Origin of the sequence: Comamonas sp. A7-5 (assembly GCF_039581385.1) — a bacterium.
In the GTDB taxonomy this organism is placed as follows: Bacteria; Pseudomonadota; Gammaproteobacteria; order Burkholderiales; family Burkholderiaceae_C; genus Comamonas; species Comamonas thiooxydans.
The window spans coordinates 95,957-119,018 of the sequence record NZ_JBCPWO010000009.1 but is presented as its reverse complement, the minus strand read 5'-3'; the positions used below and the strand labels follow the sequence as shown (position 1 = coordinate 119,018).

At 60.6% G+C, this 23,062-nt stretch carries 17 protein-coding genes; 5 read left to right on the top strand and 12 right to left on the bottom strand.

The features are described 5' to 3' along the window. The first annotated feature begins 1 nt into the window (after position 1). Together tesF and tesG are read left to right on the top strand one after the other, a co-directional pair. Positions 2 to 925, top strand: coding sequence for an acetaldehyde dehydrogenase TesF (gene tesF / locus AAIL67_RS16585; RefSeq protein ID WP_004341179.1), 924 nt, complete (start codon positions 2 to 4; stop codon positions 923 to 925). Between the two features lie 14 nt (positions 926 to 939). After that, complete coding sequence (gene tesG, locus AAIL67_RS16580) at positions 940 to 1,980, top strand: 4-hydroxy-2-oxovalerate aldolase TesG (protein ID WP_034360364.1); 1,041 nt, start codon at positions 940 to 942, stop codon at positions 1,978 to 1,980. A gap of 149 nt (positions 1,981 to 2,129) precedes the next feature. Here tesG and AAIL67_RS16575 read toward each other — a convergent pair whose 3' ends face one another. From AAIL67_RS16575 to AAIL67_RS16560, 4 genes are all read right to left on the bottom strand, one after another. Next, positions 2,130 to 4,229 (bottom strand): TonB-dependent siderophore receptor, encoded by a 2,100-nt coding sequence (locus AAIL67_RS16575; protein ID WP_343484406.1) that lies wholly within the window; start codon positions 4,227 to 4,229, stop codon positions 2,130 to 2,132. 351 nt (positions 4,230 to 4,580) lie between these two features. After that, positions 4,581 to 5,108, bottom strand: coding sequence for a hypothetical protein (locus AAIL67_RS16570; protein ID WP_343484405.1), 528 nt, complete (start codon positions 5,106 to 5,108; stop codon positions 4,581 to 4,583). Between the two features lie 27 nt (positions 5,109 to 5,135). Beyond that, positions 5,136 to 6,080: an OB-fold domain-containing protein gene (locus AAIL67_RS16565; protein WP_059440886.1), complete on the bottom strand. Its 945-nt coding sequence runs from the start codon at positions 6,078 to 6,080 to the stop codon at positions 5,136 to 5,138. 4 nt (positions 6,081 to 6,084) lie between these two features. Continuing rightward, complete coding sequence (locus tag AAIL67_RS16560) at positions 6,085 to 7,299, bottom strand: thiolase family protein (RefSeq protein WP_034360356.1); 1,215 nt, start codon at positions 7,297 to 7,299, stop codon at positions 6,085 to 6,087. A gap of 210 nt (positions 7,300 to 7,509) precedes the next feature. Between AAIL67_RS16560 and AAIL67_RS16555 the strand changes: the two genes are divergently transcribed. The 3 genes from AAIL67_RS16555 to AAIL67_RS16545 are packed head-to-tail and all read left to right on the top strand — an operon-like array spanning position 7,510 to position 11,455. Further along, positions 7,510 to 8,517: a YCF48-related protein gene (locus AAIL67_RS16555; RefSeq protein ID WP_343484404.1), complete on the top strand. Its 1,008-nt coding sequence runs from the start codon at positions 7,510 to 7,512 to the stop codon at positions 8,515 to 8,517. Further along, positions 8,514 to 10,997 (top strand): MMPL family transporter, encoded by a 2,484-nt coding sequence (locus AAIL67_RS16550; RefSeq protein WP_034396848.1) that lies wholly within the window; start codon positions 8,514 to 8,516, stop codon positions 10,995 to 10,997. The genes AAIL67_RS16555 and AAIL67_RS16550 overlap by 4 nt, the downstream gene beginning before the upstream one ends. Then, positions 10,997 to 11,455, top strand: a complete 459-nt coding sequence (locus AAIL67_RS16545) for a nuclear transport factor 2 family protein (protein WP_034396846.1) — start codon at positions 10,997 to 10,999, stop codon at positions 11,453 to 11,455. The genes AAIL67_RS16550 and AAIL67_RS16545 overlap by 1 nt, the downstream gene beginning before the upstream one ends. 169 nt (positions 11,456 to 11,624) lie before the next feature. Here AAIL67_RS16545 and AAIL67_RS16540 read toward each other — a convergent pair whose 3' ends face one another. From AAIL67_RS16540 to AAIL67_RS16505, 8 genes are all read right to left on the bottom strand, one after another. Beyond that, complete coding sequence (locus AAIL67_RS16540) at positions 11,625 to 12,728, bottom strand: dienelactone hydrolase family protein (RefSeq protein ID WP_052052641.1); 1,104 nt, start codon at positions 12,726 to 12,728, stop codon at positions 11,625 to 11,627. 71 nt (positions 12,729 to 12,799) lie between these two features. After that, entirely contained in the window at positions 12,800 to 14,311 is a 1,512-nt protein-coding gene (locus AAIL67_RS16535; protein ID WP_343484403.1) for a DUF1302 family protein, read from the bottom strand. Positions 14,312 to 14,346: 35 nt separating this feature from the next. Beyond that, positions 14,347 to 15,726: a DUF1329 domain-containing protein gene (locus tag AAIL67_RS16530; protein ID WP_063664596.1), complete on the bottom strand. Its 1,380-nt coding sequence runs from the start codon at positions 15,724 to 15,726 to the stop codon at positions 14,347 to 14,349. Between the two features lie 281 nt (positions 15,727 to 16,007). Then, a complete protein-coding gene (locus tag AAIL67_RS16525; protein WP_063664598.1) occupies positions 16,008 to 17,714 on the bottom strand; it encodes a class I adenylate-forming enzyme family protein in 1,707 nt (568 codons plus the stop codon). A gap of 1 nt (position 17,715) precedes the next feature. Next, positions 17,716 to 18,843, bottom strand: coding sequence for an acyl-CoA dehydrogenase family protein (locus tag AAIL67_RS16520; RefSeq protein WP_063664600.1), 1,128 nt, complete (start codon positions 18,841 to 18,843; stop codon positions 17,716 to 17,718). Positions 18,844 to 18,976: 133 nt separating this feature from the next. Next, entirely contained in the window at positions 18,977 to 20,173 is a 1,197-nt protein-coding gene (locus AAIL67_RS16515; RefSeq protein ID WP_034396838.1) for an acyl-CoA dehydrogenase family protein, read from the bottom strand. Positions 20,174 to 20,185: 12 nt separating this feature from the next. Then, positions 20,186 to 21,253, bottom strand: coding sequence for an MBL fold metallo-hydrolase (locus AAIL67_RS16510; protein WP_034410431.1), 1,068 nt, complete (start codon positions 21,251 to 21,253; stop codon positions 20,186 to 20,188). Further along, the gene (locus AAIL67_RS16505) at positions 21,246 to 23,057 is read right to left on the bottom strand and encodes a long-chain-acyl-CoA synthetase (protein WP_034360311.1); all 1,812 of its coding nucleotides are present in this window, start codon (positions 23,055 to 23,057) and stop codon (positions 21,246 to 21,248) included. The genes AAIL67_RS16510 and AAIL67_RS16505 overlap by 8 nt, the downstream gene beginning before the upstream one ends. Between the last annotated feature and the right edge of the window lie 5 nt (positions 23,058 to 23,062).

The following is a 23,062-nucleotide window of genomic DNA, read 5'->3' as shown; positions in this document are numbered from 1 at the left end:
CATGACGCAAAAAAAGATCAAGTGCGCACTGATCGGCCCCGGCAATATCGGTACCGATCTGCTCATGAAACTGCAGCGTTCCCCCATACTGGAGCCTGTGTGGATGGTCGGCATCGACCCTGAGTCCGATGGTCTCAAGCGTGCCCGCGAGATGGGCATCAAGACCACGGCCGACGGTGTGGATGGCCTGCTGCCCTTTGTCAAGGAAGACGGCATCCAGATCGCCTTTGACGCTACCAGCGCCTATGTCCACGCCGAAAACAGCCGCAAGCTCAACGAGCTGGGCGTGCTGATGATCGACCTGACGCCTGCAGCGATCGGCCCCTACTGCGTGCCCAGCGTGAATCTGGCCGAGAAGGTTGCGGAAAAGGCCATGAACGTGAACATGGTCACCTGCGGCGGCCAGGCCACCATTCCCATGGTGGCGGCGGTTTCGCGCGTGCAGGCCGTGAGCTACGGAGAGATCGTGGCCACGGTATCGAGCCGCTCGGTCGGCCCCGGCACGCGCAAGAACATCGACGAATTCACCCGCACCACATCGGGTGCCGTGGAAAAGATTGGCGGCGCGCAAAAGGGCAAGGCCATCATCGTCATCAACCCCGCCGAGCCGCCGCTGATCATGCGCGACACCATCCACTGCCTGACGGTGGATACGCCCAAGCCTGCCGAGATCGAAGCCTCGGTGCACGCCATGATCAAGGAAGTGCAGAAATACGTGCCCGGCTACAAGCTGGTCAACGGCCCCGTGATCGACGGCAACCGCGTCTCCATCTATATGGAAGTCGAAGGCCTGGGCGACTACCTGCCCAAGTACGCGGGCAATCTGGACATCATGACCGCCGCCGCGGCGCGCACGGCCGAGATGTTTGCCGAAGAAATCCTCGCCGGCCGTTTCGAGTTGGCCGAAGCCGCTGTTGCCGTCTGATCCAGGAGAAGAACATGTCCCTCAAAGGTAAGAAGATCACCGTTCACGACATGACGCTGCGTGACGGCATGCACCCCAAGCGCCACCAGATGACCCTGGAACAGATGAAGTCCGTGGCCACGGGACTGGATGCCGCTGGCGTGCCCCTGATTGAAGTGACCCATGGCGACGGCCTGGGCGGCAGCTCGGTCAACTACGGCTTTCCTGCACATACGGACGAGGAGTACCTGTCCACCGTCATCCCGCTGATGAAGCAGGCCAAGGTCTCGGCCCTGTTGCTGCCCGGCATCGGCACTGTCGATCACCTGAAGATGGCCCACGAGCTGGGCGTCTCCACCATCCGTGTGGCCACGCATTGCACCGAGGCCGATGTCTCCGAGCAGCACATCGCCATGGCCCGCAAGATGGGCATGGATACCGTGGGCTTTCTCATGATGGCGCATATGAACAGTGCCGAAGGCCTGGTCAAGCAGGCCAAGCTGATGGAAGGCTACGGCGCCAACTGTATCTACATCACGGACTCGGCCGGCTATATGCTGCCGGACGACGTGAAAGAGCGTCTGTCCGCCGTGCGCCAGGCTCTGGAGCCCGAGACCGAGCTGGGTTTCCATGGCCACCACAACCTGGCCATGGGCATCGCCAACTCTCTGGCTGCAGTGGAAGTCGGTGCCAACCGCATCGACGCTGCGGCTGCCGGCCTGGGCGCCGGTGCGGGCAACACGCCTATGGAAGTGCTGGTAGCCGTGTGCGCGCGCATGGGGATTGAAACCGGCGTGGACGTGTTCAAGATCCAGGACGTGGCCGAAGACCTGGTCGTACCGTTGATGGACTTTCCCATCCGCATCGACCGCGACGCGCTGACCCTGGGCTACGCAGGCGTCTATGGCAGCTTCCTGCTGTTTGCCAAGCGTGCCGAAGCCAAGTACGGCATCCCCGCACGCGAGCTGCTGCTGGAGCTGGGCCGCCGCGGCATGGTGGGCGGCCAGGAAGACATGATCGAAGACACGGCACTGACCATGGTGCGCGAGCGCCAGAGGCAGGCTGTGGCAGCCTGATACTTCTGACTTCAGGCTCTCTTTGCCACTTTGATCGGGTTCAGCGGCTGCTTAGGGCGGCCGTTGAACCCTTTTTTTGCGGCATCGGCCTGAGCATCAGGCCTCTATCCATCCAGGCCAGCCTGCCCGGGCTACATGGCACACCTTTTCTAGAAGCGATAGCGCGCCACCACCTGGGCCGAGCGCGGTGCGCCCGGCAGGTTGAGGTTGGGCGAGCTGCCATGACCGGCCACGATGTAGCGACGATTCAGCAGATTGTTGAGCTTGAGCTGCACATCCCAGGGGCCCATGCGGTAGTAGGCCATGGCATCCACCGTGGTGTAGCCTGGCAAGGTCACGGTATTGCCGGGATTGGCGAACCGGGCACCGACATAGTTCAGCCCCCCGCCCAGGCCGAAGCCCTGGCCCAGTGCCTTGGTCACCCATAAGTTGGCGCTTTGCCTGGGCGTCAGCGTGGGGCGTTTGCCCTGGACCGGCCGGCCGGAATCGACGGCAGGCGATGTGGTCATCTCGCCATCGAGGAATGCATAGCCGGCCCAGACCTGCCAGGTCGGTGCAATCTCTCCGGCAAACGTCAGCTCCAGCCCGTTGGTGCGCTGCACGCCCAGAGGCACGACGGTGTTGCTTGTGGGGTCGACGCTCTTGATATTGGTGCGCTCGAGCTTGAATAGCGAGGCCGTGACCGAAGCCTTGCCGTCCGGCAGATCCCATTTGACTCCGACTTCCTGGCTGGTCGTTTTCTCCGGCGCCAACTGTGCATTGTTGGCAGCCAGCGCAAAGGTTTCACCTGAAGGCTGGAAGGACTTGCTCCAAGAAGCATAGTAGGACCACGCCGACGAGGGCTGATAGACCAGCCCGACGCGCGGACTCCAGGCAGTGTCCGTACGGCTCAGATCCGGCTTGCCGGGCTGACGCTCATGCGTTTCCTGCTGAAAGCGGTCATAGCGCACACCAGCCAGTGCCTTCCACTGAGGGCTGATGGTGACCAGATCCTGCAGGTAGGCGCTGGCCACCTTGAAGACGCTGTGATTGTCGGCCCCAGGCTTGCCGTCGATGCGCAGCGGCAAAGTCGGCAACACCGGATTGAACAGCGAGACCGTTGCCACATTGGCTCGGCTGTATGACAGCAGATCCTTGCTCTGTCGGCCGAATTCAAAGCCGTACAGCAGCTGATGCTTCATCCCGGCGAACTCGAGCCTCTGGCTCAGCTCGGTCTGGTTGAAAAATCCGCTCTCGTCACGCTGGACATTGCCCCGGGTCAACGATGCCGTCATCGACTTCTCGTTGACCGAGCCCACCAGCGTGTTGTTTCTATCCAGCGAATAATCGTAGTAGCGCAAGGCATTGCGCAAGGACAGGCTGTCGCTGATCCGGTGATTCAGCGTGGCCCCCAGCGATGCCACTTCGGCACGGCTTACATCCACATCCCTGGCATTGGCCGCGCCGTAATAGGTGCCGGGCGACACATTGACCGGCCGACCCTGGTACGCGGGGATGCCGAAGTCCGTGAGGCGGCTGTCCTTCAGATAGTCGGCCTGCAGCAGCATGCTGGTGTCCGAGCTGGGCTTGATCAGCACCGATGCCGCAAGCGCCTTGCGATCGAGAAATTGCTGGTCGCGGTAGCTGTCGGCGCGCTCAACGGCGCCGGTCAGGCGATAGGAGACCGCACTGTCCTGCGGCGCGCGCGCCAGGTCGAACTCGCCACGGCGCTGGTTCCAGCGCCCAAGAGTCAAGCCCACTTCACTGAGATTGACGCCCGGCTTCTTGGTGATGCGATTGATCAGGCCGCCCGACGAGCCGCGTCCGTACAGCACCGATGCCGGACCCTTGAGCACTTCGATCTGCTCGATATTGGACAGATCGCGGAAATACAGCGCGTCATCGCGCAAGCCGTCCACAAACTGGTCGGCAATGGCGGAGAAGCCGCGAATGGTGACCTGATCGCGCTGACCGTCACCATGAGAAAAGCCCACACCTGGCACGGCCTTGAGAGCGTCCTGCATGGATTGAGCGACTTGATCGCGCAGCAGGCTCTGAGGCACCACATTCACGGTCTGAGGAATATCACGCAACGGGGCCTCGATCTTGGTGGCGCTCGTTGCCGTGGGTGGGTTGTAGCCGGAATCGGGCTGGCGATCGCTGCGGACCTGTACTTCGTCCAGCACCACCTCTGAAGCTTGCTGCGCCCACGCTGCACCGGAAAAAGCCAGCCCCAATGCCGCTGCCAGCGGCGAATACCTCAATGCCATGAATGCCTCGTTATACGGAGTTTTAATTCGGCTTGGCGGGTATCGTCCGCAGCAGGGACTACGGCATCAATTGGCTACAACCTGTGTGCTGTGCAAAAGCGTGCGCATCATAAGCGAGAATCAGTCTCATTTACCTGTACTTTACAGTACAGAAATTATCTGGAGATCAAAGTCATGTACATGCTTTGAAAGCAGCAAGAGTCCATGGCTTAACAAAGCCGTATCCGCCCCTCCGAGGCGGGCTGGAGGCGATGCCGATGCAACGGCAACTCGCTGCCATCAGGCCGCCGATTTCAGGACCGATCAAGGGAAAACGAGAGGGCCCAACCGGCAGAGCTTTCAGGCCAGGGCTCAATAGCCAGATGCAAAAACCGCGCTCCAGGAGGTCTGGGCACTGGCCAGCACGATGCCTGCGGGCAGCTTAAGCGCAGAGTCCGCCTGCGCCGCCACCGCGGCACTCTGAGGCAGATTCATGGCGGGCAGATACAGCGCCAGTGCCGCAGCGGCCAGCGACACTGCGCGAAGTGCATTCATCCGGCGAAAAGAGGTTTTCATGCTTGTCTCCTTTACAGGCTCTATGGCCTTTCTGGTTCGCAGTATGGCCAGCACGGAAAACGCAACATCGTCCATTTTGATGAGCAGGTATTTACTTAGGTGGCAACCCCAGATCGCCGACTCGATGGCGCCGCCGCATGGCTTTGACTCCTGCCGGCAGAGTTTCAATAATTTGATAGCTGCCATCGCTTTTAAGACATAGGTATAAAGCCAATTTGACTGATATTTCTCGCATTCCAACAGAGCCAGGATCCCATCCGTGAACGGCCGCAAAAAAAGGGCTTTGCTTGCGCAAAGCCCCAACCCTTGAAGAAACTGAAACACCCGCCTTCACCGGGCGGGCAACGGCGATTACATGTAGAGAATCACCAGGTCGTTGATGACTGCAGGACGGTCCTGGCCGACCACATGGATGTTGAGCTCCATCGTGGCCTGCACGCCGCTCTTGACCTGCTCCACAGCCTTGATGCGAGCCCGCGCACGGATCTTGCAGCCGGAGGGCACGGGGGTAGGGAAGCGCAGGCGGTCCGAACCATAGTTGACCATGTTGTTGAAGTCCACCACCTCGTAGTCCAGCGGAATCCTGAGCTGACTGGCCAGCACCTGCACCAGAGCGCCGTGGGCGATGGTGGTGCCGAACGGGCTTTTCTCGCGCGCCTGCACGGGGTCGGTGTGAATCCAGTAGTCGTCGCCGGAGAGCTTGGCAAACTCGTTGATGACTTCCTGGCTTACAGTGAACTCGTTGGACCAGGGGCTGTACTCCTCGGACACCAGCGACTTCATGGCCTCGATGTCCTTGACGGAAATCTTGCGCTTGGCTGCGGCAGCCTCCTCCACCACGGCAACCGCAACTGCGGCCTCGGCGTCGGCCTTGATGACGGTCGGGTGGCTGCCCGCACGGGCGGTAAAACGCAGCAGGGTGACCTCGCCGGGGCGCTCGTCAAACACGGGACGCACCTCCATGCCCACCTTCAGCGCCTCGGGATCCACGCCGACCATGGTGGTGTTGATGCGCACGCCTTCACGGAGTTCGACCACGGCCAGGGCCTGGGGCATCTCGTCCGTGAATTCGGGCATGGTGGGAATGCGTGCGATGGTGAAGCTGTAGAGCGTGCCTTCGCCCGACACTTTGTTCCACTTCAGGGTGCGCGATCCGCAAGTGGGGCAATGGGTGCGTGGGAAAAACAGCGAGTGTCCACGATCGCATTGCTGAATGCGCACTTCGTGGGCCTTGAGACCTTCCCAGTACGGCGCAGAAATTTCCGTGGGATGGGGCAGAGGTTTGTTCCAAGCCATGTTCTTATGCTCCCCGCAGGATCAAGGCGCCCTGCTCGCTCATCACGCCACCGGTGCCGGACACATAGGCCAGATCGTTGCGACCCAGTTGCCTGTCGCCGGCACGCCCCTGAATCTGGTGCACCGCTTCAATCACCTGGGACATGCCGCCCGCTGTGCCGGACTGACCGAAGCTCAGCTGGCCGCCATGGGTATTCATGGGGAAGTTGCCCTTGAAGGTGAAATCGTTGTTGCGCAGAAAGTCCATGCCCTTGCCCTTCTCGCAAAAGCCCGCGTCTTCCAGCGTCAGCATCACGGTGATCGTGTAGCAGTCATAGATCTGCGCCATATGCATGTCTGAGGGACGCATGCCCGCCATTTCGAAAGCCTTGGCAGAAGCCGGGCCGATGGGGGTCTGCAGCATGTCGGCCATATAGGTGGGTGACTTGCTGCTCACATGCTCGCCGCAGCCGACGATGCTGACGGGGCGGTGTCTGGTGGTTTTGGCGCGATCGGCGCGCGTGACGATCATGGCGCCGCCACCCGCAGCCGGCAGCACGATTTCCAGCACATGCAAAGGGTCGGCCACCATGCGCGAGTTCAGCACGTCATCCACCGTGATGGGCTGACCGTAGAACATGGCGTCGGGATTGTGACAGGCATTGAAGCGCTGGTCCACGCTGATGCGTGCCAGAGCGGCCGCGTCGTAGCCATGGACCGCGCCGTAGCGCTGGGCGATCATGGCATAGCCGGTGTTCTGCGCCATATGGCCATAGGGCAGGTCCATCTCGGCCTCGGGCGCTCCAAAGCGAGTGCTGTGGCCGCCGAAGCGGCTGGCCTTCATGACTTCCTTGATGTGGTCGTCATGTTCTGAGATCGGTGCCATGCGCGAGGGCAGCACGCAGACCACGGTGTTGCACAGCCCCAGCTCGATCGCAGCAGCCGCACGCCAGACCATGGCCACGGAACTGGCTCCCCCCAGATCCACGACTTCGGCAAAGTTCAGGCGCACGCCCAGGTATTCGCCGGCCATGGCCGGCACAAAACAGCTGGCTTCATGAAAGTGCGGAGCGCTGGTGATCAGACCGTCCACCTCGGACAGCTCCATGCCGGCGTCCTCCAGAGCCTGCAGCGTCAGATCGGCCACCTGTTCCAGATGGAACATGCGCGGCGCCGTTGCGTACTTCTGCGGCTTGTACTGCGCGACGCCAACCAGCGCCGCTTTTCCTTGCAAACCCATATGTCTCCCTTACCAAGAAAGTGTGCATTCATTGTGTAAATGAAGCAGACCGAATCCATCGTCTGTAGAGACTAAAAAGCCGGCCCCGTACATACCCCTAATTCTCCGGGCAAACGTCCATTCGGACGATGTTGCTGAAGCTCCAAATCAAGAACCTGCACCCGTGTTTGCAATACATGCACAGCGTGTACGAATCAATAAGGAGACAACGTGAAAACAGCCGTCGGTATAGGCGCAGCAGCATTGGTGGCCTTTGCCTCAGCGCTCGCCTTTGCACCCCGCACACCGCCCCCCCTGGCCCCCACCACCATTGGCATCGAGCGCAGTCACTTCAACACCATCACTCAGGTGGGCGATCGTCTGCTGACAGCCGGCGCACTCGGTGAAATCCTGTACTCGGACGACAAGGGTGCTCACTGGCAGCAGGCACAGATCAAGGAACAGCGTCAGGCGCTCATCGTCAGCATGGCTTTTGCGCCCGACAGAAAGACCGGCTTCGCCGTGGGGCACGAAGGCTGGATTCTGCGTACCAAGGACGGAGGCAGCACCTGGGAGGAAGTCGCTTTCTCCAAGGAAAACGGAGAGCCTCTGATGTCGATCGCGCGCCTTCCTTCGGGCGACTGGATCAGTGTCGGCGCCTTCGGCCGTGCCATCACCTCCAAGGATAACGGTCAGACCTGGGAGCAGTTGCCCCTGCCCTCAGAGGTGGAGGACAAGCACATGAACCGCATTGCCAGCTCCGAAGATGGCAAGCACTGGCTGATAGCGGGCGAGCGCGGCCTGGTCATCAAGTCCGAGGACTCCGGCGCAAGCTGGCAGATCGAGCCCGGGTTCTACAACGGATCTTTCTACAACGCCATGCCTACACGCGACGGCGGCTGGCTGATCTATGGCATGCGCGGCAACGCCTTTGTGCAGGCCGCACCGGGCGCGCAATGGGTCAAGTCGACGATTCAGGCTCCGGTCTCCTTCTTTGGCCATGCCCAGGAAAAGGACGGAACCATCATCCTGGTAGGACAGGGCAGCATGCTCGGCCTGAGCAAGGACGGCGGCAAGAGCTTCAGCCTGCAACGCGCCAAGGGCCGCGCCACCCTGACCGACATTGTGCTTACCGGCCCCGACAGCGGATGGATGTCCAGCGACGCAGGCCTGCAACCCTTTCCCCCACCACAACAAGCCAAGGCAGCCGCTCAGGCTGACCCAGGAGCGACACAATGACTCTGAGCGAACCCACCAGCCGGCTGGACCGGTTTATTGCATCCACGGCACGCTGGCTGATCTCGTGGAGCAAGTCCATAGTCGTGCTGACGCTGATTGCCACGGCACTGCTGGCTGTCTCGGCCATGCGCACGCACCTGGATCCGGGCTTCAACAAGTTGATCCCCATGCGTCATGAGTACATGACGGCATTTCTCAAGCATTCAGCCACCTTCTCCGGAGCCAACCGCATTCTGGTGAGCGTGGAATGGAAGGGCCGGCAAGGCGATATCTATAACAAGGAATTTCTCGAAGCCCTGCGTGGCGTGACGGACGAGGTCTTCTTCACCCCCGGCGTCAACCGCGGCCAGGTGTATTCGCTGTTCACACCGAACGTGAAATACATCGAGATCACCGAAGACGGCTACGTGGGCGAGGTGCTGATTCCTTCGCGCTTCGAGGCCAACGAACAAGGCCTGGCCCAGGTACGCTCCAACGTGGCCAAGTCCGGTCAGATCGGCTCTCTGGTCAGCAACGATCTGAAATCCGCCATGGTGCGCGCCGACCTGCTCGAGGTCGACCCAAAGACCGGAGAAAAGCTCGACTATCACAAGGTTGCGCAGCGCCTGGAAGAGATCCGCAGCAAGTTCGAAGGCAAGGACATCTCCATCCACATCATTGGTTTTTCCAAGGTACTGGGCGATGTGATGGACGGCCTGACCACGGTGATGACCTTTTTTGCCATCGCCTTTGTCATCACGGCCATCATGCTGCGTCTCTACACCAAGTCAACCAACATCACGGTGGTCGGCCTGGCCGTGGCACTGCTGCCCGTGATATGGCTGCTGGGCATTTTGCCGCTGATCGGCTACGGCATCGACCCCATGTCGATCCTGGTTCCCTTTCTGATCTTCTCCATCGGTGTATCCCATGCGGTGCAGATGACGGGAGCCTGGAAGCATGATGTGCGCGCCGGCCTAAGCTCCAGACTGGCCGCCGAGAACGCGATTCGCAAGCTGGCCATTCCCGGAGCTCTGGCGCTGCTGACCAATGCTCTGGGCTTCATGGTCATCATGCTGATCGACATCCCCATCGTGCACGAGTTGGGCGTGACCGCCTGCATGGGCGTGCTGCTGATGATCATCACCAACAAGGTGTTCCTGCCCGCGGTGCTGGCCAATCTGCGCCTGGAAAAAAAGGCCATGCAAGCCCCCTCCTCCTCAGCCAATGGCCGTAACCCCATCTGGTGGAAGCTGTCGGCACTGGCCGAAGGCAAGCCCGCCATGCTGACTCTGGTGGTGTCGCTGCTGCTGCTGGCCGCCGGCACCTACGAATCGCGCAATCTGCTGACAGGTGATGTGGGAACGGGCGCTCCCGAGTTGCGCGCCGAGTCGCGCTACAACCGTGATAACGACACCATCATCGGCAGCTATTCCATAGGCATGGACGTGCTGTCCGTCTTCGTCGAAACCTCCAAGCTCGACGAAGGCTGCCTTAACTGGCAGGTGATGAACGCCGTGGAGCGCTTTGAGTCGCGCATGCGCCGGGTTGACGGCGTGCAATCCGTCTCCACCGTCTCCGGCCTGGCCAAGATCGCGGCCTCCAGCAACAACGAGGGCAACCCCCGTTGGGCAGCGCTGCAGCGCACCGAAGCCGCATTGCGTTCGGGGGCCAAGGCACTTTCTCCCGATCTGGGCCTGAACACCGAAGGCTGCAAGGTCATCAATCTGCAAGTCTTCCTCAAGGATCACGAAGGCGCCACGCTGACCCATGTCGTCAATGAAGTGCGTGATTTCATCGCTGCGGACAAGACGCCCAACGTCAAGTTCCTGCTGGCTGGCGGCAACGCCGGCGTGGCGGTCGCGACCAACGAAGCCGTGGAACATGCCGAAGTGCAGATGCTGGGCTCCATCTTCGGCGCCATCACGCTGCTGTGCTGGCTGACCTTCCGCAGCTGGCGCGCCGTGCTATGCATCGTCGTGCCCCTGGCCATCGTCTCCATACTCTGCAATGCCTTGATGGCCATGCTGGGCATAGGTCTCAAGGTCCCCACACTGCCCGTGGTGGCGCTTGGCGTGGGCGTGGGCGTGGACTACGGCATCTATCTGTTCGAGAGCATGCAGCATGAGCTGCGCGAGCGAGACATCACGCTGCGCGAGGCTTTCTATGAAGCCATGCGCCAGCGCGGCAACGCCGCCATCTTCACGGCGCTGACCATGTCCATAGGCGTGGGTACCTGGGCGTTCTCGGCACTGAAGTTCCAGGCCGACATGGGCATCTTGCTGGCCTTCATGTTCCTGGTGAACATGCTGGGCGCGATCTTCCTGCTGCCTGCCATGGCCTACTGGCTGAATGTGGGCGCGGCGGAAGCCAGGGCGCGCATCAAGCGCCTGCACCGGCAGCCCAGACACGCCCATGCGACGGGCAGCGCAGGCGGTATCAGCCATGCGGGCGGCATGCTCAAACCCGAGCCCCAGTCATCCGTGAACGGCAAAGTGTGATGCAGACCGCAGCAAGCACGCTGGAGCAGGTTCTTCTTGAACATGCTCTGGCCCAGACCCTGACCCGCTACGCCACGGCCTGCGACACACGCAACTGGGACTTGCTGCAGCAGGTGTTCACACCTGACTGCACCACGGTCTACGGTGGCAGCTACATCTGCGAAGGGGTCGCCAAGGTCCGCCGCATGATCAGCACCCATCTTGACGGCTGCGGCCCCACCCAGCATCTGCTGGGCAATCTGGAAGTCGATGCAGCCGACCCGCAGCGCCCGCTCAGCAGGATTCAGGTGCGAGCCGCGCATCAGGGACTGGGCGAGCGCAGTCATCTGCGCTACGACGCCATTGGTTTCTATGAAGACGAATGGGTAAAGCTGCCCGAAGGCTGGCGCATCCAGAAGCGCAGCATGACCATGTTGCTTGAGATCGGTGAGCGCTCCGTGCTGCAGCCCGGCACCTGAGCAGCCACACTCCATCAATCAAGCCGCGCGGCCATGCTGCGCGGCTTTTCTGCTTCCGGACGACTCAATTGACAGAAGCCTACGTTCCATCAAAAAAGAACTTCGGGCAAATTTGACACGTGAAAAAGGCCAGCATTTGCTGGCCTTCTGCTTTTCCGCCGAGTCCTGTCTACTGCTCGAACTTTACCTTGAGAAACTGCAGCAACTGCTTGCCGGCCAGACTGCGTGCGGTTTCATCGCGTCCGGCGATATAGCCCACCTTGACGCAGTCCCCCAGAGCCTTGCCGCTCTGCACCCGAATCCTGTAGCGGGTCTGGCGATCGGACTGAGCCCCGGCGGGAATCAGCGGCTGGCCATTGAGGACGGGAAAGTCCTTGTCATTGAACTCTATCGTGCAGCCGGACAGATAGGGGCGGTTCGTCATCTCTCGTGGCTTGTCGCTTTCCCAATCATGGCCTGCTCTGGCATAAACCACGGTACTGACCTCGGAGCCCGCCTCACGCAGGATTTTTTCCTGCTGTGCACAGGCCACCAGATCATTCGATGCATCCTCCCCCGCTCTGAAGCTGAGCAAGGGCGAACCCGTGGTTTTGCGTGACTGCAGCAGCGCATAGCAAGGCCCGTAGAAGTCCACATGCAAGGCAAAGGGCTGAATGAAAGGCGCCAGCTTGTCGCGAATGCGCGCATCCAGGCTCATGCGTGCCGCAATTCCGCCTTTGGAAAATCCCATCACCCCGATACGCCAGCCATCGATGGCCGGGTGCTTGTTCAAGGCCTTGAGGGCGGCATAGGCATCGGCCACGGCATCGAACTCGGAGGTACCCATGATCTTGAGCGCATAAGGCATGTCTTCGCTGATGCCACGCGGCTTGAAGTTATCGACCAACAGCGCAGCTATGCCGTTGTCGGCCAGCATCTGGGCTGTTTCGCTCTCTCGCCCGGGAATGGCCCCCGCGCCACCTGGCAGGACAACCATGGCCGGCACCTGCTTCTTTTCGCTGGCCCCCTTGGGCAGGAACAGCTTTCCCATACCCATGGTTGCCTCTGCCCTGGCAGGCTGACTGAGCAGCACATCGAGGTCGTACGGGCTGCTGGACTTGAAGCGGATATCGCCCTGTGTATCACCATGCAGCTCCGTGGGGGCCATCAAGGGAGCCACCTTGGGCAAAGGAGGCAAAGCATCGAACAGATGCTGTCCTGATGCCGCACTGCTCATCAGGCTCAGGGCTGCAGCTCCCAAAGGAGTTACCCATTTTCCGGTCAGTATTTGCATTCGCTTGCGCCTCTTTCAAACACAAAAGCCCGGAGAGCCGGGCTTTTGTGGTGTTGGCTCGTTGGTGTGGTTCAGAACGAGTACTTGGCGGTAACAGACAGTTGGTCGCGGTCGGCCAGCGGGCGTGCACGCAGGGAATCGGCAGAAGGATTGCCCAGGTAGTTGATGTAGGCCACGTTGATCGAGAAATTGCTCTTGCGAACGAAAGTCGCGCCAATGCTCAACCGGCTGTCGCTCTGGCCGCCGCCGAAGGTGCCAACCAGAGAACGGCCGCGCAGTTGCGACTGGTAGCTGATGGGGATGCTCAGATCCCAGCCTTCGAAGATGCCGGGGTAGCCCAGCGTCAGGGTCGCACCGGCCACCAGGGAGTTGCGGGTCTTGAAGCTCAGGTTATCGGTAGAGCTGCCATCGGCCACACTGATCACGCGAGAGCCGGAAATTTCGGCAGCCAGGGACATGTCATCCGCGATACCGGTGCGGCCGATATTGAAGATACCGCCGACGTTGCCCTGCACCACATCGCCACGCACCGCCACACCATTGCCGTTGAGCACTGGCGTACCTTTTCGATAGCTCGCTTCACCAAATGCAGAGAACTTGCCGAAGGTCGTGCTGACCGTCGTTCCCAGCATCTTGATGTCGTCGAAATAGCGAACCTGATAGCCGGTCGGTATCGCGCCATTCATGTTCACGACCAGCGATGGAGTGCGGTCGTTGTAGTTCAGGTAGTACAGACCGACTTCCGTCTCGTCGGTGACGCGGTAGCGACCGCCGATACCCCACTGACCCGAGCTGCTGGGCCGGATGTCGGTACCGCGTCGCAGGCCGCGACAGGTCGCGCCGTTGTAGACGCCCAGACAGGAGGCGCCGGGACCCAGGGCATTGCTGGTGCTGGTGTACATGCCAGGAGCCGGCAGCAGCGTTTCATGGAAGCCGAACTGGTAGTGGCCAAGCAGCGAGAGTTTGGGACTGACTTCCAGCGAAGCCGAGATCTGATCTTCCGGCAGAAGGATTTCCTTGACCTCTGCGCCAGGTGAAGCTGCCTTTGCCGCATCGCTGGGGCCCTGGGCCGCAGCGATATTGGCAAAGTACATGGACTCGCCCCAGTTCACCACCTGCTTGCCCAGACGCACCGTGGCACGGGTCTCCCCCATGTTGAAGCTGGTGTAGGCGTAGGTATCCAGAAGGCGCGAATAGCCGCCACCGTAGCGCTTGGCGGCAGAGTTGAACTCATTGACGGGACCTGCCGTGCTGATCGGTCCCTTGTTGTCGTTGCGCTGGTGATATACATCGTCATAAAAGGTGCTGGCATTCAGCACAAAGCCGCTGTCACCTTTTGACAGCTTGCTTTCCCAGACGGCACCCAGTCGGTTCGCCGTCAGAGCACCTTTCTTGAAATTGTTGTTGCCGTCTGTGTTCAGCACCGGAGACGGGTTATCCAGACGAACACCCAGGCCATAGCTCACGTTCAGACGCCAGTCGAACTTGAGGCCATCTCCCAGCTCGACAGTCTCCCCCGCGTGAACAGCACCCATACCCAGGGACAGCAGCGCAGCCACTGCAATGGGGGTGAGTTTCTTCATATTGTTTTTCATAGTGAGTCGCTCTTTGATAAAACTTAGTTGCCCGCGTTGCGTGCGGCTTCAGGCGTGTACATGGCGGGGGTCAGGTCACCCTTGTTCAGAATCGGGCCAACGGGACGCTCTTGGAACATGTTGTAGCCCATGTAACCGCCGGAATTCAGGTCGTGATAGAAGGACGTTCCGGCATGCCATGCGGTGATGTCGGGCGAGTAGTAGTAGTTGATCAACGCGTGCTGCCAGAGCTGGCCGCGTGCATCGTAGAAGTCGGAAACAACGGCCTGGCCGGTATCCTCATCCAGGAACATGACGCGCTTGCCATAGACGTGACGGAAGCCTTCTTTCAGAGTGCCTTCCAGCACCCAAACGCGACGCAGTTCGTAGCGGGCATAGTCAGGATTTGCATGATTGGGCTTGAGCAAATCTGCGTACTTAACCGTAGCCTGATGAATCTTGAAATTGTTGGCGGGGACGTACATCTCCTTCTTGCCAAGCGATTTCCAGTTGTAGCGCTCTGGCGAGCCATTGAAGAAGCGATCAGAGTCAATGGTCATCTTGCCGCCGGTACCGGTCATGGGCTGATCAAAGCCATATTCGGGCACCTGGCGTACACGACGCGTACCGGGGTCGTAAGACCATGCCAGACGCTTGTCCTTGGCATAGTTCACCGGCTCGACGGAATTTGTCACTCCCCCCTTCTCGCGCTCGGGCAACATGCCTTTGGTCTGGCTGTAAGCCTGAATGCCTTCCACGGGCTGGCCGCGATTGGCCGGATCATTTACGCGATCGAGATTTCGATTAAGCATCCGGCCAAAACTCATTGAGCCATCAGACAGCACATTCGCCATGTCACGAGTGATTGTCTCGGTGTATGCACGTGTGGGCAGCTGGTTATTCCAGAGAAGCTCCACACCAGACTTGGGGATAGGGAAGTTGATCGCACCGAAATGTCCCTTGATACCCAAGCCGTTATCAATGACCTCCGACTCCAAGGCGTTTTTCTTGGCAATTTCACAAACGTAATCGGGATAACGGAAGTCGCGATGCCCCTTGTAGACAGGTATGCGGTAAGTCGCGGGATACTTCTTGAACATGGCCTTCTGACCATCGCTTAACTTGTCAGCGTACTTGTCCATATTTTCGGCAGTGATGCTGAAAAGCGGCTTCTCATCGGCATAGATATCGACAGGGTGCTTGCCGCTTCCTTGCACATGAGCCACGCCGGCAGGGGCACCGACCCATTTGCCTGTGAACTCTGGAATCGTGCCTTCCTTGTTGCCGGCCTTGATGGCACCCACGCATGTCAATTCCTTGCCCAGCTGTTCTGCCTCGTTCGCCGGTACCTTCGCCCATACCGACGTCGCCACCATCAAACCCACCGCCACGGCGAGTGGAGTCTTGGCTGTCACAAACTTCATCTCTGTCTCCTAGGTTCTAGAACTTATTTTTGGCGGGTGCTACAAACGAGGTAGATTGCCTCGCATCGCCCCATTGGTTTTGCCGTTTGCAGGCAGTTGCATACTGCGCCAGCAGGTCTCTTCAACCATCGTCTGAGTTGACTACTGACAGACCCTAGCGACCTAGTCCACATGGGTCACCTGAAGCGCCGCCCCGAATGAAAAAACCTGCTGGTGCACGAAGCAGCAGCAGGCTTTCGGAGCGTGATCGGGAAAGTCCTAGGACCACCCAATTCCGTGCATCAGGTCAGCAGGTGAGCGCACTCCTTGCGAATCGATGCCTTGAGCATCTTGCCTGCGGGATTGCGAGGCAAAGGCTCCGCGCGCACAACGATCCGACTGGGAACCTTGTAGCCCGCCAGGCGCTGTGCCACGAACTCGCGAAGCAGCTCGGGAGTCACCTGACTCCCGGACTTTCCGACGACCACGGCAACGACCTGCTCGCCCGTGACCTCATGCGGCATGGAGAACACAGCAGCCTCCTCCAGTGCCTCATGCTGCAGCAGACAGGCCTCGACCTCCGCCGCAGCAATCTTTTCACCGCTGCGGTTGATCACGTCCTTGATGCGATCGACGATGGTCAAAAAGCCTTCATCGTCCAGAACGCCTATGTCTCCAGTGTGGAACCAGCCGCCCTGCATGGCTTTGGCTGTGGCCTCTGCATCACCGCAATAGCGCTCCATCAGGGTCACGCCACGCAGCCAGACCTCACCGGGCTCACCGATAGGCAAGGCTGTGCCATCCAGGTCTGCGATTCGTACCTCGATGATGGGCGACAGCACCCCCGAGCTGCGCGGATGCGCCTCGAACATGCGCCCCGAGCTGCCTGCGCAGACTCCATTGGATTCGGTCAGTCCAAATCCAATGCCTGACATGCGCCCCTTGAACTTGGCCAACACCTCATCGATCAGGCGCGGGTGCAGGCCCGCTCCGCCAAAGCCCACACCGGAGAGGTTGCCAGAGCTTTCAGGCTGCTCGAAGCCGGGCAGTCCAATGAGCTGCTGCACCATGCTGGGCGCACCATTGAACTGCGTGACCTTTTCCTTGCGAATCAGCTCGGCCGCCTTCTCTGGCTCCCAGCGGTGCACGAAGATCAGGCGGCGACCATGGCGCAGGCTGACCAGCAACTGGGCATGCAGGCCGCTGACATGAAACAGAGGAACTGCCGACAAGGTCGTGGGCTGCAGCTGTCGCGCCATGATGGCGGCGATGGCGTCCGGCGAAGTCATGGCTGCCACTGCACCGATGAAGTCAATATTGAAGATGCCCTGGCAAACGGCGCGGTGGGTGGATTCCACGCCTTTGGCCCGGCTGGTGGCGCCCGAAGTGAACAGAATCAGCGCAGGCTCATCGGCACTCAGCTGCGGCGACACGAATCCATCATGGCCGCCTGCGGTCAACTCCGACCAGCTGATATCGCCCCCCTCGCCATCCACCACCACCGTCTTGATGGCAGTCTGCGCAATGGCCTGGCTGATGCGAGCATGGCGGTCCGCATCACAGATCAGCATCACCGGCCGGGTGTCCTCCAGATTGGCCATCAGCTCGCTGCTCAGGCCAAAACTGTTCAAAGGCACCGGCACTGCGCCAAGCAAGGCAATGGCAGCAAAAGCCACGGCCCATTCGGGACGGTTGCGCATGGCAATCGCCACCCGGTCGCCGGGCTTGATGCCGCGCTGCTTCTGCAAACGACTGGCCAGTGCATCGGCTGCTGCAAAGAACCTGTCAAAGGTCCATCGATCCTCCCCATAGACCATGAACTCGGCCGCACCATGAACCCGGCCGGCGTCAATTACCTGTGCCAGATTCTGAAAGGCATTGCGATAGGCTGCCACGCTGCGCCCATCGGACAGCGTGACCTGCTGCACTTCAAAAGGTGCGCCCTGCGAAGTCAGCTGCTCACGAATGTTCCTGATCTTTTCACCCATAGAAACCAAGGCATCGCTCATCTCAGAAACCTTTCAGTTGTGCAAAGCGGTTGCGGTGATAACCACCGTCGCCCAGCAGGCGTTGCAGAACGCGTGCCCGCTTGAAGAACAGGCCAATATCCAGTTCATCGGTCACCCCGATGCCGCCATGCAACTGGATCGCCTCGTTGCACAACTTCTCGCACAAGTCAGATGCCTTGGCCTTGGCCGCACTGACCAGCTCGGGCACCTTGGCTTCCAAACCTGAATCAATGGCCTCGAAAGCGGCCAGCACACAGCTCTCCAGCAGCTCAAGCTCCACATACAGACGTGCAGCACGGTGCTGCAATGCCTGGAATGAGCCGATCTGCACGTCGAACTGAACGCGCTCCTTCAGATAGCTAACCGTACGATCAAACACCTCACGCATCAGACCCAGAGACTCTGCGGCCAGGCAGGCACGGGCTCGATCCAGCACTTCATCAAGCACCTGAGCAGCAGGCCGGGCCACCAACGCCATATCAGCGCTCAGCTCCACCTTCTCGAACTGCACGCGGGCCATGTTACGGCTGTCAATCATGCACATGGGTTTGATGCTGACGCCTTGTGCATCAGCTGGCACCAGCCACAAACCGGGAGCACCTTCGCCAGACGCCGCCAGCACCACAAAGCCATTGGCGCCCACGCCATCCATCACAAAGGCTTTCTCACCGCTCAGGCACCAGCCCGTGCTGGTCTGCTCGGCTACCGTGCTCAATCTGGCTGAAAGATGCTGGCCGGACTTTTCATCCAGAGCCAGTGCCAGCCTGGCCTGCCCGCTGCCCAGCAGGGGCAGCCACTGCGCCTGCTGGGCTTCGGAGCCGGCGCGAATCAGCAGCTCAGGTGCGATCACGGCCTGGCTCAGCAGCGGCTGTGCCGACAGGTTTCGGCCGATGGCTTCAAACACGGCGCCCATGCCCAGATAGCCCGCAGCCAGCCCGTCATGCGACTCGGGCAGCACCGCCACGGGCCACCCCATCTCCACCATCTGCTGCCACAGTTGTGTATCAAAGCCCTGCTCCACCTTGTCATCCCGCAGACGGCGCTGTTGGGCCACGGGTGCTTCCTGCGCGAGAAAGGCAACAGCACTGTCCTTGAGCAATTCCTGCTCTTGCGACAAAAGCATGGTCATATTCTTGTCTCCATTTCAATTCGTTATCCTCAGCCTGCGCGACCAGCACTGCCCAGCTCAGAGCCGGCGAGCAAGGACCTGGGCAGCCCTGTCGCCCCGCAGCGAGGCTGTCGCCGCACAGCGGCTCAGGGGGTCAAGGCAATTCCAGCACTCGCTTGGCAATGATGTTGAGCTGCACTTCCGAACTTCCGCCTGCAATCGTGTAGCTCTTGGAGCGCAGCCATGCACGACCTATATCGATCTCATCGGCTGTGAAATCATCGCCTGCCTCCCAGCCCAGACCGCGCAGGCCCAGCACCTGCTCCAGCAGTTCGTACTTGGCGACTTCCTGCTCGGTCTGCACCAGCTTCATGATGCTGGAGGGGCCAGCAACGTCCTGACGCGCCAGAGCCTTCTCGGTCACCCGACGATGGGTCAAAGCGAAAGACTGTGCATCCATCAGCAGTCCTGCCAGCTTCTCGCGCAGCGCACCATCGCTGATCCGCCCCTGCTCGTCCACCATGTAGGGCAAGGCGGTCTTGAGTGCATCGTGCGACGGTGCGCCACCTTCCGTGAACTTGGACATGGCCGCACGCTCATGCTGGAGCAGCTTTTTGGCCAGCGACCAGCCTTCGCCTTCCTTGCCCACAAGCTGTCGCACAGGCACCCGCACATCGTCGAAGAAGACCTGACAGAAACTGGACTTGCCGCTGATCAGCTCTATGGGCTTGACCGTGACGCCGGGACTCTTCATGTCGATCAGCAAAAAGCTGATGCCGTCTTGCTTCTTGCCTTCGCTGCTGGTGCGCACCAGCGCATACATCCAGTCGCCCTTGTCTCCGTCCGAGGTCCAGATCTTGCCCCCGTTGACGATATAGGCCTCGCCCTGCTCGTCCGTCACGCGCCTGGCCGAGGTCTTGAGGCTGGCCAGATCGGAGCCGGCATTGGGCTCCGAAAAGCCCTGACACCAGCGCTGCTCGCCGCGCATCATGGGAACCAGATGCTCGAGCTTTTGCTCATGCGTCCCCACCTCCACCAGAACCGGCCCCAGCATCCACACGCCCAGGTTGTACTGGGGCTGACGGCAGCCAAGACGGGCCATCTCCGTGTCCAGGATACGGGCTTCCCTTGGGGAGAGTCCACCGCCGCCGTATTCACGCGGCCATGACGGTGCAAACCAGCCACGGTCGCGCATGCGCTCGAACCACAGCTTCTGATCCTCGTTCAGAAACTGCAGCTTGGAGCTGCCCCAGACCATCTCCTCTGAAACAATGGGCCGGCGCATGCTCGCAGGACAGTTCTCCTCCAGCCACTGCGCCACTTCTTGTTTGAATGTTTCCAGTTCCGTCATGGCTTCCTCACCTCAGGCCAACGAGAAATATGCAATCTTGCCCTCACCCGGGGTACGCAGCAGCGTTCCATCCTGGTGAAGCAGGTTCAAATGGGCTATCGTTTCCCCTAGTGCCATCAGGCGATCCACGGGGCTGCGCAGCCTGGGAAAGAGCACGGGCACCAGCTCCGCAGCCGTTGCCCGCCCCACCTGGCCCAGATGTCCGGTCAGCAGTGCAAACTGCTCGGCATGGTGCTCGAGCACCTGCACCAGGCGCTCATGCAGGCCGTAGAAAACGCCCTGGTGCGATGGAAGCACCAAGGTCTCGGCCGGCAGCTCACGCAAACGATGCAGCGAATCGATCCAGAGCTTGAGCGGATTGCCCTCGGGCTCGATGGGGCTGACCATCACATTCGAGGTGATGCGCGGCAGCACCTGATCACCGGCCAGCAAAATGCCGTCTTCCTCGCAATACAGACAGGCATGCTCGGGCGAGTGCCCCTCGCCCAGCACAATGCGCCATCGGCGCTCCCCGATCTGCAGCACCTCACCCGGACGAATGCGCTGGTAATGGCTGGGCTGCCTGGGCATGAACGGATCCTTGCGCATGGCAGCCAGCATGTCGTCCAGCTCTTCGCTGCTCACCCCGGCACGCGCATAGAACTCGCGATGCGCCTCGGGCAGAGGATCGGGCGGCGGCCCCATCAGCGAGCGCAGCATCATGAACTCGCCATAGCTCATGAGCAGCGGCACGCCAAAGCGCTCCTGCAACCACCATGCCGCACCCGCATGGTCGTAGTGACAGTGGGTGCAGATCACACGGGTCAGCGGCTGGCCGGCCAATTTCTCCGTGAAGATCTTCTCCCACAGCTCGAAGGTGCCGGGAATTCCCAGCCCCGTATCCACCACCGCCCAGCCGTCGCCGTCCCTGAGCAGATAGACATTGATATGGTCCAGAGCCATGGGCATGGGCATGCGCAGCCACAGCAGGCCGGGGACGATCTCCACATGGCTGCCATCGGCTGCAGGCGGCGCAAAGGGATAACGCAGCACATCTGCGGGCTTGGCCCGTACGCGCTCCTGCGCGACGGCGCTATCCACGCAGAGCCTCTTCAAGCGTTGCAGCGTTCAGCGGCACATAGGTCTGCAGCTTGTCATTGCGTACAAACAGCGGGTCGCCAGTCTGAGCGCTGTCATAGCCCTGTTTTTGCAGATCCACCTTGCGCAGCTTGTAGTTGCCGGTCATGTCCGGCGTATCCATCAGACGCACGAATAGTGGTGCCGCATAACGCGGCAGACGAGCGATGGCCATCTTCCAGAAGGCCTTGGGATCGAATTGGGCTCCCTCATGCATCACCAACGCTGCCATGCCCGCACGGCCACCGTGACCGGGAACCTGCACACCATAGACGGTAATCGCATCCAGCCCCTGAAAGTCCCCGAGTGCGTCGCTGACCTCCATAGTCGAGACGTTCTCGCTCTTCCAGCGGAAGGTATCGCCGATACGGTCCACAAACCAGCAGTAGCCGTCTTCGTCGCAGCGCAGCAGGTCGCCCGATGTCCACCACACATCGCCCTGCTGGAAGACATTGCGCAGCAGCTTCTTTTCGGAGGCCTCCTCGCTGGTATAGCCTTCAAAGCGCCCGGCAACCACACCGGGATACTGGATGACCATGCCGATGGCCTCGCCGGGCTCGTTCACGCCGGCCAATTGCAAGAAGCCGTTTTCATCTCGGATGTAATCGCCTTTTTCCTGGTCGTAGCGAACCAGGCGCAAATTGGTTTTTTCCCAGAAGGGAACGCGGCCGCAGGAGCCGATGCGATTGTCCAGATTGATGGTATTGGTGTTGGACTCCGTGCCTCCCCAGCCTTCATAGATCTGGAACACGGCGCCAAAGCGCGATGTCCATTGCTGCCAGATCTCGGGCGTGAGACCGGTTCCGGCCATCTTGCGCAAGCTGTGCTCCCGGTCGCTGTCCGTCGCGGGCGCGCTGAGCAGGAAGCGGCAGATCTCCCCCACATACTGGCAAAAGGTAATGCCATGCACGCGGATATCGCGCCAGAACTCGCTGCGGCTGAACTTGCGGCGCACCACGATGCGCGCTCCTGCAGCCATGGCGGTTGCCGTCAGCGACATGGAAGCCGCGCCGTGGTAGAGCGGCAAAAAGCAGTAGAAGCAGTCATCCCGGGTGATTTCCCACAGCAGCTGCATGGAGTCCCCCGCCATCAGCCAGCGTGCATGGCTGATGACCGCGGCCTTGGGCAGGCCGGTGGTGCCGGAGGTGAATATGTACTGCGCCGTATCGCCGGCCACCACGCCCTCGCGCCACTCCAGCGGTACGGCCGTGCCGTCCCGGCTCATGGCAAGAGCCTGCAAATCAGAGCCGAACTGCTGCAGAACTCCCGCCGCGGCGGGGCGCACTTCATCCGGCCAGTGCCAGTAACTCAGCGCGGTGTTCAGTCCTTCGGTCTGCGCAAAGCGCTCTGCACACTCCTCGCCCACGATCACATGGCTGGCGTTGGTCACCTCCAGTGCATGCGTCAGAGGCTTGCCCATCACATGGGTGTTGATGAAGGCCACCACGGCACCCAGCTTGGCCACGCCAAACCAGGCAAAGAAGAAGGCTGGGCGATTCTCGATGGCCATGGCCACCACATCGCCCTTTCTCACACCCTGCTCGTGCAACGCACGTGCCACTTGATTGGCGCGCTGGTTGAATTGCGCATAGGTGTAGCGCACATCGCCCTCGGTCAGAAAGATGCGCTCGCCGAAATCTCGCGCACAGTCCTCCAGACGATCAGCCATGGTGTAGGGCGTATCGGCCAGGTACTTGGCCGCAATGGGCGCGCGACGATCCAGCTTGAGCTGGGTCTGCTCGCGCGACACCACAGTCGTGTCGCTCATCACAT